The 14533-nt window shown below is 60.7% G+C and carries 13 protein-coding genes and 1 tRNA gene; 4 read left to right on the plus strand and 10 right to left on the minus strand.

Going from position 1 to position 14533, the window contains the following annotated elements:
* Positions 1-23: 23 nt before the first annotated feature.
* Complete coding sequence (gene tadA, locus GT571_RS04895) at positions 24-1805, minus strand: tRNA adenosine(34) deaminase TadA (protein ID WP_161155876.1); 1782 nt, start codon at positions 1803-1805, stop codon at positions 24-26.
* A 51-nt stretch (positions 1806-1856) separates the two neighbouring features.
* On the opposite strand from tadA, the gene GT571_RS04900 reads away from it, so the two are divergent.
* Positions 1857-1946 (plus strand) — tRNA-Ser (locus GT571_RS04900).
* A 3-nt stretch (positions 1947-1949) separates the two neighbouring features.
* On the opposite strand, the gene GT571_RS04905 is transcribed toward GT571_RS04900, so the two are convergent.
* On the minus strand, positions 1950-2534 hold the full coding sequence (locus GT571_RS04905) for a TetR/AcrR family transcriptional regulator (protein ID WP_161155878.1): 585 nt from the start codon (positions 2532-2534) through the stop codon (positions 1950-1952).
* Between the two features lie 211 nt (positions 2535-2745).
* Between GT571_RS04905 and GT571_RS04910 the strand changes: the two genes are divergently transcribed.
* The gene (locus tag GT571_RS04910; RefSeq protein ID WP_171021549.1) at positions 2746-3297 is read left to right on the plus strand and encodes a LemA family protein; all 552 of its coding nucleotides are present in this window, start codon (positions 2746-2748) and stop codon (positions 3295-3297) included.
* A gap of 559 nt (positions 3298-3856) precedes the next feature.
* On the opposite strand, the gene GT571_RS04915 is transcribed toward GT571_RS04910, so the two are convergent.
* Positions 3857-4909 carry a branched-chain amino acid aminotransferase gene (locus GT571_RS04915; protein WP_035138743.1) on the minus strand — a complete coding sequence of 351 codons (1053 nt, stop codon included), beginning with the start codon at positions 4907-4909 and terminating at the stop codon, positions 3857-3859.
* A 297-nt stretch (positions 4910-5206) separates the two neighbouring features.
* Positions 5207-5845 (minus strand): DedA family protein, encoded by a 639-nt coding sequence (locus GT571_RS04920; RefSeq protein ID WP_138113555.1) that lies wholly within the window; start codon positions 5843-5845, stop codon positions 5207-5209.
* A 223-nt stretch (positions 5846-6068) separates the two neighbouring features.
* Here GT571_RS04920 and cysE point away from each other — a divergent pair, with 223 nt between their 5' ends.
* Entirely contained in the window at positions 6069-6773 is a 705-nt protein-coding gene (gene cysE / locus GT571_RS04925; RefSeq protein ID WP_138375362.1) for a serine O-acetyltransferase, read from the plus strand.
* Between the two features lie 110 nt (positions 6774-6883).
* Here cysE and GT571_RS04930 read toward each other — a convergent pair whose 3' ends face one another.
* The 4 genes from GT571_RS04930 to GT571_RS04945 form a co-directional block, all read right to left on the minus strand.
* Positions 6884-8884, minus strand: a complete 2001-nt coding sequence (locus GT571_RS04930; protein ID WP_204986360.1) for an ABC transporter ATP-binding protein — start codon at positions 8882-8884, stop codon at positions 6884-6886.
* Between the two features lies 1 nt (position 8885).
* Positions 8886-10622, minus strand: a complete 1737-nt coding sequence (locus GT571_RS04935; RefSeq protein ID WP_171021540.1) for an ABC transporter ATP-binding protein — start codon at positions 10620-10622, stop codon at positions 8886-8888.
* Positions 10610-11110, minus strand: coding sequence for a MarR family winged helix-turn-helix transcriptional regulator (locus tag GT571_RS04940; protein ID WP_022094370.1), 501 nt, complete (start codon positions 11108-11110; stop codon positions 10610-10612). The genes GT571_RS04935 and GT571_RS04940 overlap by 13 nt, the downstream gene beginning before the upstream one ends.
* A gap of 181 nt (positions 11111-11291) precedes the next feature.
* Positions 11292-11582: a hypothetical protein gene (locus tag GT571_RS04945; protein WP_006235631.1), complete on the minus strand. Its 291-nt coding sequence runs from the start codon at positions 11580-11582 to the stop codon at positions 11292-11294.
* A 294-nt stretch (positions 11583-11876) separates the two neighbouring features.
* Here GT571_RS04945 and GT571_RS04950 point away from each other — a divergent pair, with 294 nt between their 5' ends.
* On the plus strand, positions 11877-12398 hold the full coding sequence (locus GT571_RS04950; protein ID WP_138375058.1) for a nitroreductase family protein: 522 nt from the start codon (positions 11877-11879) through the stop codon (positions 12396-12398).
* Between the two features lie 228 nt (positions 12399-12626).
* Here GT571_RS04950 and GT571_RS04955 read toward each other — a convergent pair whose 3' ends face one another.
* Together GT571_RS04955 and GT571_RS04960 are read right to left on the minus strand one after the other, a co-directional pair.
* Entirely contained in the window at positions 12627-13202 is a 576-nt protein-coding gene (locus tag GT571_RS04955; RefSeq protein ID WP_022094368.1) for a hypothetical protein, read from the minus strand.
* An 84-nt stretch (positions 13203-13286) separates the two neighbouring features.
* Complete coding sequence (locus tag GT571_RS04960) at positions 13287-14504, minus strand: helix-turn-helix domain-containing protein (RefSeq protein ID WP_161145213.1); 1218 nt, start codon at positions 14502-14504, stop codon at positions 13287-13289.
* Positions 14505-14533: the final 29 nt, after the last annotated feature.

Here is a 14533-nt window from a genome sequence, read left to right on the forward strand (position 1 = left end):
GGAACGGGGCTTTTTGACTACTTTTAGATACGGCCAAGGTCGAAGGCTTGGGCGGCCGCTTCGCCGGCGCAGATGAGATTGGTTGTGGCTTCCTGGGGATCGAGCGCCAGCTCAAGGCCCATGGGCTTGCGGCAGACCGGCAAAACCAGGTCGACGCCCTGCCCATACACCGCATCCAGGTTGTCAGCGCGACCGCCCACGACGGCGACCACCGGCTTGCCATAGCGCTTGGCACGACGGGCCACGCCCACCGGCGCCTTACCGGCAGCGGATTGCTCGTCCATATTGCCCTCGCCCGTTATAACCAGGTCGGCATCGCGCACGCGCTCGTCAAACCCAATCAAATCAAGCACCGTCTCCACGCCCGAGCGCAACTCCGCACCGAGCGCTAGCAGCGCGGCGCCCAGGCCGCCGGCGGCGCCGGCACCGGGCACACCGAGCACCGAGCCAAATGTCCGCACACCCTCGGGCACGCGCAACAACCCCTGAGCCCGTGCCTCGACAATCGCCGTATCGAGCAGGCGACCGTAGCCGACCATCCAGCTGTCGTACCCGCGCAGCGCCTCGGCATCACCCGTCAGCAAACCCTTCTGCCCACCAAACACCGCCAGTGCGCCTCGACGCCCCACGAGCGGATTCTCGACATCGGACAGCACGACGATGCGTGCGCCATTCAGCGCCCGAAGCGCTGGTGCCAAATCGATACTCGCCACGTGTTCAAGGCCTGCGAGACCGGGGGCGATATTGCAGCCACGCTTATCGACAACGTGCGCGCCCAGCGCCTGCAGCATACCGGCGCCACCGTCGTTGGTGGCGCTGCCGCCCAAACCAATATAGATAGTCTTTGCCCCGCCACAAACCGCACGGAGCATCAGCTCACCCACGCCATAGGTCGAAGCCGCAAGCGCCGCCGATTTCGTGCAAGGCGAATACCCAATACCCGCCGCCTCGGCCATCTCAATAACAGCAGATTCGCGCTCGCCGTCCACCAGCATCCGGGCAGACACCCGGTCGCCCAAGGGGCCTGCAGCCTCGCAGGTCGAGAGCTCACCGCCACACGTGGCAACGACATCGAGTGTTCCCTCGCCACCATCCGCCAGCGGCAGCGCGCTTACTTGGGCATCGGGCCACACGCGGCGCACGCCCTCGGCAACGGCCGCCTCCGCCTGCGCACTCGAAACGCTACCCTTAAAGGAATCGATCGCCAACAGCACGCGGCGGGGCCGGCGCTGCACGGGGCCAAAGTCGAGCGCCTCATCGGCAAGATCCCCAACACCCGCAAGCGCCTCGGCGTGGGCGGCATGTGCCTCAAGATCGGCCCCACAATCGCAGCCAGCACCATCGGCGCTACGCAGCCCACTAAAATAGCTGCTCAGCACCGCGCGGCACCCGTCTGCCAGCACGCCGGCGGTCACATTAAACCGATGATTCAGGCGTGGATCGGCATTGAGGTCGTATAGCGACCCCAAAGCGCCCGCTTTAGCATCGGCCGCGCCGTACACGCAGCGCCCCACGCGCGCGTTCACCATAAGCCCCGCGCACATGCAGCAGGGCTCGAGCGTCACGTAGACCGTACAATCGGAAAGGCGCCAACGACCGAGCGACTGCGCGGCGGCGCATAGGGCCGAAAACTCGGCATGCGCCGAAGGATCCTGGTCGAGCTCGCGGCGATTATGCGCCCTCGCGACAATCTCACCCGCGCGCACCACCACGGCACCGATCGGCACCTCGCCCACCGCCGCGGCGGCACGCGCCTCCGCCAGCGCCTCGCGCATGAACTTCTCATCGATTCCGGCGCTCGTCATCGTTCGCCTCCCCTGTTGCAAATCCAAAACGATGCTATCATTACGACTCACGGAGAGATGGCAGAGCGGTTGAATGCGGCGGTCTTGAAAACCGTTGAGCGCGAAAGCGTTCCGGGGGTTCGAATCCCCCTCTCTCCGCCACTCTTAGTGACTCACCGGCGTCATGGTCCGCTCGAACAGCGCATCGACCACGTCGGCGATTTCGGATCGGCGCTCTAGTACGTGGCCCGATTCCCACCACATGGTAAAGAGCCGAATAATGCCGCCGGCGACAAACTCAGACGTCGTCTCGAGCGATACGGGCGCGAGCGCGTCCTCGTCAAGCGCGCTCATCACGCGCCCGCGTATGGAGCGCGCGATGCGGTCGCAAATCATGCTGGTCAGCATACCCGACATACTGCTCGCCAAAATGTTATCCATGAGCTGCTCATGCGCCAAAATCAAATCCATGGCATCGGCGAACACTTCGTGGCGAAGCGCTCGCACGTCCTCGGCGCCCTCAGCGCCATCCGCATCGGCCCGCTTTTGCGGCAGGCCCGACATGAGTTCATCGATATAGAAGGCAAAGTAATCGTTTTTGTCGCGGAAGTGCTTGTAGAACGTCGTCCGACGAATCATAGCGCAGTCGCACAGCATGGCAACCGTCACGTCCTCAAACCGATGCTCTTCGAGCAGCTCAGTAAAGGCCTCGAACAGGGCCCGATAGGTTTTCTTGATGCGAAGGTCCATACGTATCGCCCTCCTCAAGGAAAAGACAGCGCTCACTAATCTGTCGCATATCTTACACCTGTATCGCCCACCCTTGGCGAATGGCCTCACCTTGGTGGAAACATAACGCTTACCGGAAAGTTCGGTATCGCCAAAGGTTGCGGGTATACTAGTAGCGTTACACCAACGGCAGCCGGCGGAAGACGCCGCGGCCATTCGAAACGGAGACATCATGCTTCCCGTCATCATCGGCATCGTTGTTGTCATTGTGATTGCCTGCGCCATCGCCGGCATCTACAACAACATGGTCACCAAGCGTAACCGCATCGATAACGCCTGGCAGAACATCGATACGCAGCTGCAGCGTCGCAACGACCTGATCCCCAACCTGGTCGAGACCGTCAAGGGCTACGCCAAGCACGAGCAGGAGACGCTCTCCGCCGTGATCAGCGCGCGTAACACCGCCGTCAAGGCCACCACGCCCGAAGCCAAGATGGAAGCCGACAACGTGCTGACCGGTGCGCTGCGTCAGCTCTTCGCCGTAGCCGAGGCCTATCCCGATCTTAAGGCAAACACCAACTTTACGCAGCTGCAGGCATCGCTCGAGGATACCGAGAACAAGATTAGCTATGCACGCCAGAGCTACAACGATTGCGTGCTCAGCTACAACAACGCCATTCAGACGTTCCCGGCTGTCATCTTTGCCGGCATCTTCCAGTTTAAGGAGCGCCAGGGCTTCGAGGCCGCCGAAGCAGCCCGCCAGGCCCCGACCGTCAAGTTCTAGTAGTTTGACAGCGCATCCTTAATCGGCCAAATGCATAAACCGCCCCGTCGAATGCATACTTCGACGGGGCGGTTTCCTTTTTCGCGAAGGTCCCCCTCTAAGCGTCGTGCATTTTTAGGAGTATTCAACATAACCAAGAGCTTCGGGCGCCACGATAAATGCCAAAGACCGCGAATATCCCTGCAAATCAAACGCTGCCAGCCCATAACCCCGCCCATCATTCGTAGAAAACATCGAGAACTCCCGATTTTTTGCCCGAGATCGGTATGCAGGGACCTTCGACTGCAGAATACTCGCAAAAATGCACGTCGCCACCGCCCCCACATGGCGCGAAGCAAAGCAAAAGCGCAGCCTAAAAGGCCGCGCACCATCTTTATTCAGATTAATCATTGCCCGTTGTGACATCGCCGAACCCGCAGGGCAGAGAACAAGTTCCCTCCCGGCGCACTCCGCAGGACGCAAGAAGCCCTCGCCGCACGAAGTGCGCAGCGAGGGCTTCTTGCATGTCCGAGGACGCGCCGGGAGGGAACTTGTTCTCTGCCCGGATAGGTAAGACAAATTACGCGACGGTGTAAACCCAGTTGTGCTTGTCCTCGACAGCACCAGACTGGATACCAGTCAGGGTCTCGCGAAGCTTCTTCATCACAGGGCCGATCTCGGTGTATCCAGCCGGGAAGGTCACGGTCTCGTCGGCGCCGTAAACCTTGTTGTCGATTTCGCCAACCGGAGAGATGACGGCAGCGGTGCCGCACAGGCCGCACTCCACAAAGGTGCCGGCCTTGACCTCGGCCCACTCGACGGGGCGCTGGTCAACGGTCATGCCCAGGTCCTGAGCAACCTGAACGAGCGAACGACGGGTGATAGAGGGCAGGATGGAGTCGGTGTGCGACTGCGGAACGACGAGCGTGCCATCCTCTTTCACGAACAGGACGTTGGCGCCACCGGTCTCCTCGACATAGGTGCGGGACTCGGAGTCGAGATACAGGTTCTCGGCATAGCCCTCGCGATGGGCCTCCATCGTGGGCTTAAGGGACATGGCGTAGTTCAGGCCGGCCTTGATGTTGCCGGTGCCGTGCGGTGCAGCACGGTCATACTCGGAAACGCGCAGCTTGACGGGCTTGAGGCCGCCCTTAAAGTACGGACCGACCGGGGTCACGAGAATGCGGAACGTGTACTCAGGAGCGGGAGCCACGCCGATCACGTCACCGGAGCCGATCATAAACGGACGCACGTACAGGGTCGCGCCGGAACCGAAGGGCGGAACCCAGGCGGCGTTGGCAGAAACGACCTGCTTGACGGCCTCAACGAACTTGTCCTTGGGAAACGGGGGCATCTCGAGGCGCTGGGCAGAGTTATACATACGCTCAGCGTTCATGTCGGGACGGAAGCAGACGATGCTGCCGTCCTCGGCGGTGTAGGCCTTCAGGCCCTCAAAGACCTCCTGGCAGTAATGGAAGATACCGCCGCACTCGGAGACATGCAGGGTGTGGTCGGTGGTCAGGCCGCCCTCGTCCCACTCGCCATCCTTCCAATGAGCCTCGTAGCTGTAATCGGTCTTCATGTAGCCAAAGCCGAGGCTACCCCAATCGATATCCTTCTTCTCGACAGTCATATGTCGCTCCTTACATACACAGTTGCATACTCGCGAACCCGCACGCAAGGACCGAGGCCGACCGCGTCGCAACGTCGCACGCCCGGAGCGTAGAGCCGGACGGGACACGCGAGCAGCATCAAAGCCGATGGCACGTCGATTCGCATGCACGAGATTGTACTCCCCGCACGCGTCTGATAAAACGCTTTTCTTTAACTAAGTAAAGTATTTTCATTTGACCGAAGCAAAAAGGCCCGCCACCGTAAGCGGTGACGGGCCTCAACTGTACGGTCTGCGCGCTGGCTCGAGCTAGGCGTTCTATTTACCCAGCTTGGCCTTAACCAGACCGACCACGGTCGGGATGATCGACACGGCAACGATGCCGATAATCAGCAGCTCAAAGTGCTCTTGCACAAAGGGAATGCCGCCAAAGAAGTAGCCCAGCAGCGTAAAGACCGTCGACCAGGTAATGCCGCCCAGCACGTTAAAGACGACAAAGTTGCGCCAGTGCATGCCGCCCATGCCAGCGATAAAGGGCACAAAGGTGCGGATAAACGGGAAGAAGCGACCCAGGAAGATGGCCAGGTGACCCCACTTGTCCAAGAAGTCCTCGGACTTTTTGATGCGCTCGGGCGTCATGGCCTTGACCTTGCCCGAAGCGATGATCTTGCGGCCAAAGAAGTGACCGATCATAAAGTTGCACTGATCGCCCAAAATGGCAGCGGCCCATGCGGTGGCCAGAAGCGCCACGATGTTAAAGCCGCCGTTGTGGGCAAAGAAACCCGAGGCGAACAGCAGCGAATCACCGGGAAGGAACGGGAAGAACACCACGCCTGTCTCGATAAAGATGATCAGGAACACGCAGCCGTAGGCCATAAGCGGGCCGGCGGCGATCCAGCTGGCGATCGCGGTGCGCGGGTCCTTAAGCAGCTCGGCAATAAAATTGATGAAACCCATGAAGTAAAACCTCTCAGTTGTGGGCGCGGATACGTCCAAGTTGACCAGTATACGGTTGCGGTGCCCCCTCGTGCGCAACCCCACAAAAGCATGACTCCATTACCAGCAAGTTTGCATAACTGACACTTGTAGCGCAAAGCCGCCAAGATTGTCCTTTTTAATCCCTAGCGAATCGCTATACTTTATTGAATCGCATTGCCATGGCGCTAAGGGAGGGCGGCCGGTGAGCTTTATCAATACCATTCGCGAGGACATCAAGACCGTCCAGGCGCAGGACCCCGCCGCGCAAAACGGTCTGGTCATCTTTCTTTCCTATCCTGGCCTGCACGCCAAGTGGAACCACGTGCCCGAGCACTGGCTGTGGGAGCACGGTCATCGCTCGCTCGCCCGCGTGCTCTCGCAAATCACCCGCCACATCACCGGCGTCGAGATTCACCCTGCCGCGCAGATTGGCAAGCACTTCTTTATCGACCACGCCATGGGCGTCGTCATCGGCGAGACCACCATTGTGGGCGACAACTGTGTGCTCTACCAGGGCGTCACGCTCGGCGGCACCGGCAACGAGACCGGCAAGCGTCACCCCACCCTGGGCAACAATGTCACGGTGGGCACGGGCGCCAAGGTGCTCGGCAACATCTGCATCGGCAACAACGTCAAGATCGGCGGCAACTCGGTCGTCGTTAAGGACGTCCCCGACAACTGCACCGTCGTGGGCGTGCCGGGACGCATCATCAAGCGCAACGGCTGCCGTGTGTTCGAGGAGAGTTTCGACGCCAAGCAGCATCGCGAGTACATGCCCGATGACGCCGCCGAGCAGTCCGCCCTCAACCGCCAGGGCATCACCGAGAATGCCCGCCGCGTCAAGGAACTCGAGCGAGAGGTGGCCGAGCTCAAGGCCCTCGTCGCCAAGCTCGTGGACGAACGCTAGGAACGCAAGCGGCACAAAACGACATCGGCATCAACGCAAAGGCGCGCCAGGGAATTCATCCCCGGCGCGCCTTATTTGTGATGTGGCAAAGAGACTGTCCCTTTGTCACATTATGCGAACTGGCTCAGATAGAGGTCGGCGTAGGCACCCTCGGCAGCCAGCAGCTCCTTATGCGTGCCCTGCTCGATAATGTTGCCGTGATCCATGACCAAGATCAGGTCGGCGTCCACGATCGTCGACAGGCGGTGCGCGATCACAAAGCTCGTGCGCCCGCGCATGAGCGCGTCCATGGCACGACCGATGGCAAGCTCGGTACGCGTATCCACGCTTGAGGTCGCCTCGTCCAGGATGAGAATCGCCGGGTTATTGAGCAGCACGCGTGCGATGGTCAGCAGCTGACGCTGGCCCTGGCTGATGCTTTCGGCATCGTTGGCCACGCGCGTGTCATAGCCCTGCGGCATGGTGCGCACAAAGAAGTCGACCTGCGCGGCGCGCGCAGCCGCCACGATCTCCTCACGCGTCGCCTCGGGACAGCCGTAGGCGATGTTTTCGGCAATCGTGCCATCGAACAGCCAGGCGTCCTGCAGCACCATGCCAAACTGCTGCCGTAGCTCGCCGCGGTCCATGCGGCTCGTATCCACGCCGTCGAGCGTAATACGCCCGCCGTCAATCTCGTAGAAGCGCATGAGCAGGTTGATGAGCGTCGTCTTGCCCGCGCCCGTGGTTCCCACCACGGCAATCTTCTGGCCCGGCTCGGCGGTAAACGACACGTCGTGCATAAGCGGCTTGTCGGGCGAATAACCAAAGCGCACGTGCTCAAAGGAGACGCGACCCTCAACGCGACCCGGCAGCTTGGCGGCCTCGTCCGGCAGCGGATCGGCCTCCATCTCGGGCTCATCGAGCAGGTCGAACACGCGCTCCGCACTCGCCAACGCGCTCTGCAGCGAGTTGAAGGTAAACGACAGCTGCGTCATGGGTTCGGACGCCTCGTAGATAAACTGGAAGAACGCCTGGAACACGCCGACGGTCATGTGACCGGCAACCAGCATGCTGCAGCCCACCAGCGCGATCACGATCTGCGCCAAACGGCCGATAAAGCGCACCGCAGGGCCGACGGCATTGATCATAAAGTCGGCCTTGGCACTCACGCGTGCCAGCTCGCCCGAGGCCTGGTGCACCTCGGCAGAACTTTGGCGTTCGCGGTTAAACGCGCGGATCACCAGACGGCCCGAATAGCCTTCCTCGACCGCACTCGTAATCTTGGACACCCACTCCTGGCGCTCGCCCGTCACATCGTGTGTGCGGCGCGAGACGACCTTCGTCACCAGCAGCGACAGTGCCGTAAAGAACAGAAAGACGAGCGTAAGCTGCACGCTGAACACGAACATCACGCTCACAGCACCAACAACCGTGCCGATCGACACGAGCAGCTGCAGCAATCCGCGCTGCATGCTCTCGGACATCTTGTCCAGGTCGTTGGTCGCGCGGCTGACGACCTCGCCGGGACGATGCGCGTCAAAATAGGCGAGCGGCAGACGGTTGAGCTTTTGCGCGATGCGGTTGCGCAGGCGCAGATTGAGACGCTCAGCGACGCTCGACATCAAAAAGCTCTGGAGCGCATAGAACGAGGCAGCGGCAGTCCAGATCATAAAGTAGACGAAAATGGTCTTGCCGCAGTTCTCCCAGGTGATGCTGAAAGTGGTGTCGTTGGCAAACGCCACCTGAATGTGGCCCCACAGCTCATCGATCACGCGGGCGCTATATGCCGGCGCGGCGGTGTTAAAGATGACATAGAACACAATGCTCGCGAACACGATATAGAAGCGCCAATGGTCGCCGGCAGCCTCACTCCACAGGCGGCGCACCGTCGCCCAGGTATCCCGAGGCGTCTCGTCCTCGTCTTCGTCGTCCACGTCGCGCATACGCTCTGCCTCGGCGCGGGCGCGCTCGTCCTCGGCACGTTCGTTTTCCTCGTAGAGCGCTTGGCGGCGAGCCTCGCGCTCCGCCGCCTTGGCGGCTTCGTCCAGGTCGGGCGCGACGCCCGTCTCCTCGACTGTCTCTACAACCGCAGCGCCATCGACGATGCCCTGCTTCTTGAGCTCCTCGGTCATGCTACTCACCTCCCTTCATCTGCGATTCCGCGATTGCGCGGTACACCTCGCAGGTTTCCATGAGCTCGTCGTGCGTGCCTAGGCCCACGATCTCGCCGTCTTTGAGCACCACGATCTGATCGGCATGCAAAATAGTCGAGATGCGCTGGGCGATGATGAGCACCGCGGCATCGCACGTCTCGTCCTGCAGCGCATGGCGCAGTGCCGCATCGGTCTTAAAGTCCAGGGCCGAAAAACTGTCGTCGAAGATATATAGATCGGCATGCTTCATGAGTGCGCGGGCAATCGCCAGGCGCTGGCGCTGACCCCCCGAGAAGTTCGTGCCGCCCTGGGCCACCGGCGTATCGAGCCCCTGGGGCTGGTCGAGCACAAAGGTGCTCTGGGCAACCTCCAGCGCATGGAGCATGTCAGCCTCAGTCGCGTCTTCGTTGCCAAAGCGCAGGTTGCTCGCCACCGTACCCGAGAACAGCCATGCCTTCTGCGGCACATAGGCGATACGCCCGCGGATGTCGTCTTGCGAAAGGTCGCGCAGATCGATGCCATTCAGGCGAATGGCGCCCTTCGTGGCATCGTGGAAGCGAAGCAAGAGCTTGGCCACCGTCGACTTGCCCGAACCCGTCGAGCCTACAATCGCCGTGGTCTGGCTACGGCGACAGGCAAAGCTCAGGTCGCACAGGGTATCCTCGTCGGCATCGTCAAAACGGAACGACATGTGGTCGAACACGGCCACCGCGTCGGCACCGTCAACAGACTCCGCCGCGCACGTGTCCAGCGTGCGCTTGCCGTCCACGATGCTCGGCTCAATCTCCAACACCTGCTGCGCACGGTTCAGGCATGCGGCGGCGCGTGGGAGCGTCAGAATCACCATCTGCGCCGTCATCACAAAGAACAGGATCAGGATCGCGTACTCCAGCACGGCCGAGATGCTACCGATTTGCATGGCGTGGACGCCCACGCGGTTGCCGCCCACCCACAGCACCGCCACCTCGGCGATATTCATCAAAAAGAAGCTGGAGCTGTCGAGACCCACAAACAGGTGGTTGACCTTGATGGCATTGGCCGCGTAATCGCTAAACACCTCGTCCAGGCGCTGCTCCTCGTGGCGCTCCTTGTTAAATGCGCGGATGACGCGCACGCCCACGATGTTCTCGCGCAGCACCACGTTCATGCGGTCGATAAAGCTCTGCAGGCGCATAAAGATCGGCGCGGCGTTGGCAACGGTAAAGACCGCCGCCACCAGCACGATCGCAACCACCACGCCCAGCAGCGTACCCATGGCGGGATCGATGAACCAAGCAAAAATGATGCCTGCCACGGCCAAGAACGGCACCGGCAGCACCAGCTGAATCGTCTGAAGGACAGCTTGCTGAATCACGTTGATGTCGTTGAGCGAGCGCGTGATCATCGAACCCGTGCCAAAGCGCTCAAAGTCGCTGGCGGACAGCTCGAGCGACTTGTCGTACACGGCATTGCGGATATCGCAGGCCACGTTGGCGGCCAGGCGCGCCGAAAGATAGCAGCCCAGCACCGTGCCGCCGCTGGCCATGCCGGTCGCGATAAGCATGTACAGGCCGTTGCGTAATATATAGTCGACATCACCCGTGGTAATACCGGTGTTGACCATGTTCGCCAGCATCGTGGGAACCAACAGCGTACCGACGTTATCTATCAGCACCGCAAACAGCGTCACCGCAATCAGACCGCGGTACGGCCTCATAAACCTCATTAAGAGTCGCATGCGTCCCCCTCGCCCTTATCGTCAGTCTCGTTCTCGGCGGCCACTTGCCGTTTAAATGCCTCGCACTCTTCGTTAAGAACATGGGAGAACTTACCGACCAAGCGCATGATCTCGCACTGTTCCCACGGCTCGAGCGCCTCGAATGCCTGTTGCTCGGCTTTTTGCGCCGGCAACGCGTAGCGCTTGGCAAACCGCACGCCTTCTTCGGTCAGTCGTACAACCTTGTTTTTACGACTGCCCTCGGCAAACTCCAACGTCGCAAGCCCTCGCGCCCTAAGCGTTTTAATCGCCGAATTGATGGTCTGTTTGCTGTAGAACCATTCACTCGTCAGCCGACTCACGGCAACGCTTCCGCCCGCTGCACTCGTGTCGACGAGCATCCAGTAGGCGCAGTCCGAAAGGCCGCAGGCGCGCGAGAACTCCGAATAGATATGGTCGAGTCCATTGAGCAACCGATCGAAGTCGACCAGCGTAACCGCACTATTCATCTATCCCACCATTCAATTGTCCGATTTTTGACCAATTATGTGTCTCTAGATTAGTCCGAGTTTTGACTATCGTCAACAGGCTCTCCGCAAATGCGTGCATTTTTATGGCCTATCGGCAGAAAAAGACCGCCGGCGCGGGGGCGGCGCCAGCGGTCACGTGAAAATCGGGTTTTATTGCCTGTTAAGCGGCGACGGCCTCATAGACCGTAGCGCCCGAGAAGCTGTCATGCAGGCTCTTGCCGGCAATCCACGGCAGCTCGACGACCTCGCAGACCGTGTTGACCAACTCAGAACAGTCAGTAAAGTGGCCCTTGTCGTTGAGGGCCTCGCAATCCTGAACACGCCAATAGCCATCGGTGTGCGTGATGTAGTACTCGTGATCGTTGATCGACACGAAAGCGCGCGTCTTGGAACGCAGCAGCTTCAGAAATCCTTCGAAATCGGTCTCGACGACATCTCCAGCCTGGAACATGATGTTACCTCCTGGCCCGGCGCCACCACGGCGCATTGATAAACGTTGGTACTCCTTTAGTAAAACCCTTATCAGAGGTTATGCGTTCGTCATTTAGGCAAGTGGTAAAAAACCGCAGGGTAGACGGGATAAAACGTTTAACCATCCCATTTGTTTGTCACATTCTGAAGGTACTTTTATGCAAACCTACTTTCCCAATTGGAATCTATCCTTTTGGCCGGGCAATTGACCGTCTATCGTTTGAGCCCGACGGGTATGAACGGGGCATCTGCAACGCCACCGCAAGGAGACACCATGGAGACTATCGAAGCACTCATTCACCGCCGCAGCTGCCGCAACTACAGCGATCGTCCCGTCGAGGCCGAAAAGCTTGCACGTATTATCGAAGCCGGCCAATATGCACCGAGCGGCATGGGCCGCCAGCCGGTGACGTTTGTCGCCGTCACCGACCCCGCGACCGTCGAGCGTCTCTCGCAGCTCAACGCGCAAGTCATGGGCAGCAACAGCGACCCCTTCTATGGCGCCAAGACCGTTGTGGTGGTGCTGGTTGACCGCAGCGTGCCCACACATCTGGAAGACGGCTCGCTCGCCATGGGCAACCTGCTCAACGCTGCCTATGCGCTGGGCGTTGATTCGTGCTGGATTCATCGCGCCCACGAGGTTTTCGATTCGCCCGAGGGCCTGGAGCTACTGGCCAGTTGGGGTCTACCCGCCGACGGCAGCCTGCGCGGTGTCGGTCACTGCATTCTGGGCTATGCCGAGGACACGCTGCCCGAGCCCAAACCCCGCCGCGACAACGTGGTCTACGTAAGGTAATTAGTTCCGCCATTCTACCGAACGGCGGGCTCGTTGACGCTGCGCGGGCCGCATTCACGCCAATCTGACGTTCAATTTCGAGGGCGCGACCAGAAGGTCAGCGCCCTCTCATTTCACGTCACCTTGGCGCAAATGCGGCTCGCTCGCTTTTGGCGACTGACATCGAATGAGCCACTGTCTTGGGCAGCTAAAAAAGCCCCGTCCCAAATTAGCTGCCCCACTCGCAACTTATCCCGCCGATGGAGTTATTGCCGTTTCGCTCGTCTGATTCGCATCGACGTCGTCGCCTTGCTTGTCTTCGTCCTTTTGCACATCGGCGATGGTGGAGGCCGCCGCAACGATACCGCGCTGGGGCGCGACGCTCGTCTGGGCCTGAGCGCCCTCGACAACTTCTGTACCTACATGCGCGAGCTCGGGCGATTTAAACATTGCGTCCAAGTTGGCGCCACCGCCGGCATATCCGAGCGCAGCGAGCGCGATGACGATCACTGCAACGGCGGCCACGATCGGCACGTAGCGATGCCAGCCGGCGGGATTGAGCCCGCTGCGGCGAGCCGCCCCGCGGCTGATGTAGCCGAGCGTTCCGTCGTGCTTGAGCTTTGAGCCCACCACGCGTTTGCGGCCCCACAGCGAGGACTCTGCCTGCATTGCCAAGCGGGCGCTTGCCGAAGGATAGCCGTATTTAGTGCGCTTGAACGAGCCATCAAACCCCGAGGCGTGTTTGCCCCACGTCACCGATGTTGTGCGTCGGTTGACCGGCGCGGCACTCCGCCTTCTGCGGCTCGGTTTTGAAGTCTCAGCCATATGCCCTCGCACGCCGTAACCAAATCGAAACAATAACGCTTTGGACTGTAGCACACGCGTCGCGTGCGGTCACGGGCGCCTCGCTCAACGGTCATCGTCCTTCAGCAAGCGCCACAGCGTTGTACGGCTTATGCCCAGCACCTCCGCCGCACGGGTTCGGTTGCCGTGGAGATGGTCTACAACCAGATGCGCGATATCTCGCTCGGTATCGGCCAGCGGTCGCAGGATATACAGGTCACTTTCAAGCGTCGGGGCGCCAAAGGTTGCGGTCTTAATCACGTCCTCTTGGGCGAACACTTCCTCCGCCACAGCGCGGTCCACCGTGCCCGTCCCCACCAATATATACAGTCGTTCCGAGACCTCGCGGAGCTGCAGATAGTTGCGCGGCCAGCGGTAAGCATCGAGCGTCTTCGTCGCCGCGGCAGACAGCGTGGGCGCTGCCGTCCCAAATGCATCAGCGAGATATTCCAAATAGCGCGCGACCTTCGTCGACGCGGCTCCCTGCTCGGCGATTGCCGGCGCGACGCTCACCGCACAGGCGAAGCGCTCGGTCACAAAGGCGGCTTGATCACTTTCGCCGCCGCCCGGCATGTCATTCGCCGTCAGCACCACATGGCAGCGCGTCGCCAACGCGGTGTCGGTCATCGTGGAGACCAGCTCGCGGAGGCGCTGGGGGCCAACCGCATTCCAGCCCTCAATGCAAAGGGTCAGCCCCGTTTGGAACAGCGGCGATTCGGAGCTTTTGAGCACATGGCGCCAACCGCGATCGGTGAGTTCATCGAGCGCGACGGAAACAAAGGGCTGATCGACAAAAGGGCCATCCAGATAGAGGCGCTTGGCAATCTCGACCTGACCCGCTCCCAGCTCGCCCTCGAGCATAAGGGGCACGCCGCGCGCATAGCTCTCGGTAACCGGTACAGCCACCGAGGCCGCCCCCTCAACGATGCCGTACGCGCTCGATTCATAGCGGACCTCAACTTCGTCGGCGTTGAGCCACTCGATGCCCGCATGCGCCGCGGCACCGCGCACCTCGCGGACCACAACGACCCAAAGCCTCCCGCCCTCTTTGTCGGTGGGGCGAACGGTCAGGCTCAGGCGCGTACCCTCACGCCCCATAACCAGACGCGCGCCGTCTCCTATACGGTCGAGACGCTCAGCGACAAAAGCCGCCACATCCCGCTCAAGCGCCGCGTCATTCATGGTCGAGATCGCGACGTCCCCACGCGCATCGATTGCCAATGCCGAGGCCCCGGCAGCAGCTAGGGCATCGGTCAAGATGTTCAGCTTAGCATTGCTATCCATGATTTGCCCCTGTCCGCGGCGACGTGCAA

It is taken from the genome of Collinsella aerofaciens (assembly GCF_009876115.1).
GTDB classification, from domain to species: domain Bacteria; phylum Actinomycetota; class Coriobacteriia; order Coriobacteriales; family Coriobacteriaceae; genus Collinsella; species Collinsella aerofaciens_N.

Coding starts and splice junctions, on each gene's coding strand:
- tadA (WP_161155876.1), bottom strand. CDS start 1,805: ATGACGAGCGCCGGAATCGATGAGAAGTTCATGCGCGAGGCGCTGGCG.
- GT571_RS04905 (WP_161155878.1), bottom strand. CDS start 2,534: ATGGACCTTCGCATCAAGAAAACCTATCGGGCCCTGTTCGAGGCCTTT.
- GT571_RS04910 (WP_171021549.1), top strand. CDS start 2,746: ATGCTTCCCGTCATCATCGGCATCGTTGTTGTCATTGTGATTGCCTGC.
- GT571_RS04915 (WP_035138743.1), bottom strand. CDS start 4,909: ATGACTGTCGAGAAGAAGGATATCGATTGGGGTAGCCTCGGCTTTGGC.
- GT571_RS04920 (WP_138113555.1), bottom strand. CDS start 5,845: ATGGGTTTCATCAATTTTATTGCCGAGCTGCTTAAGGACCCGCGCACC.
- GT571_RS04930 (WP_204986360.1), bottom strand. CDS start 8,884: ATGACCGAGGAGCTCAAGAAGCAGGGCATCGTCGATGGCGCTGCGGTT.
- GT571_RS04935 (WP_171021540.1), bottom strand. CDS start 10,622: ATGCGACTCTTAATGAGGTTTATGAGGCCGTACCGCGGTCTGATTGCG.
- GT571_RS04940 (WP_022094370.1), bottom strand. CDS start 11,110: ATGAATAGTGCGGTTACGCTGGTCGACTTCGATCGGTTGCTCAATGGA.
- GT571_RS04945 (WP_006235631.1), bottom strand. CDS start 11,582: ATGTTCCAGGCTGGAGATGTCGTCGAGACCGATTTCGAAGGATTTCTG.
- GT571_RS04950 (WP_138375058.1), top strand. CDS start 11,877: ATGGAGACTATCGAAGCACTCATTCACCGCCGCAGCTGCCGCAACTAC.
- GT571_RS04955 (WP_022094368.1), bottom strand. CDS start 13,202: ATGGCTGAGACTTCAAAACCGAGCCGCAGAAGGCGGAGTGCCGCGCCG.
- GT571_RS04960 (WP_161145213.1), bottom strand. CDS start 14,504: ATGGATAGCAATGCTAAGCTGAACATCTTGACCGATGCCCTAGCTGCT.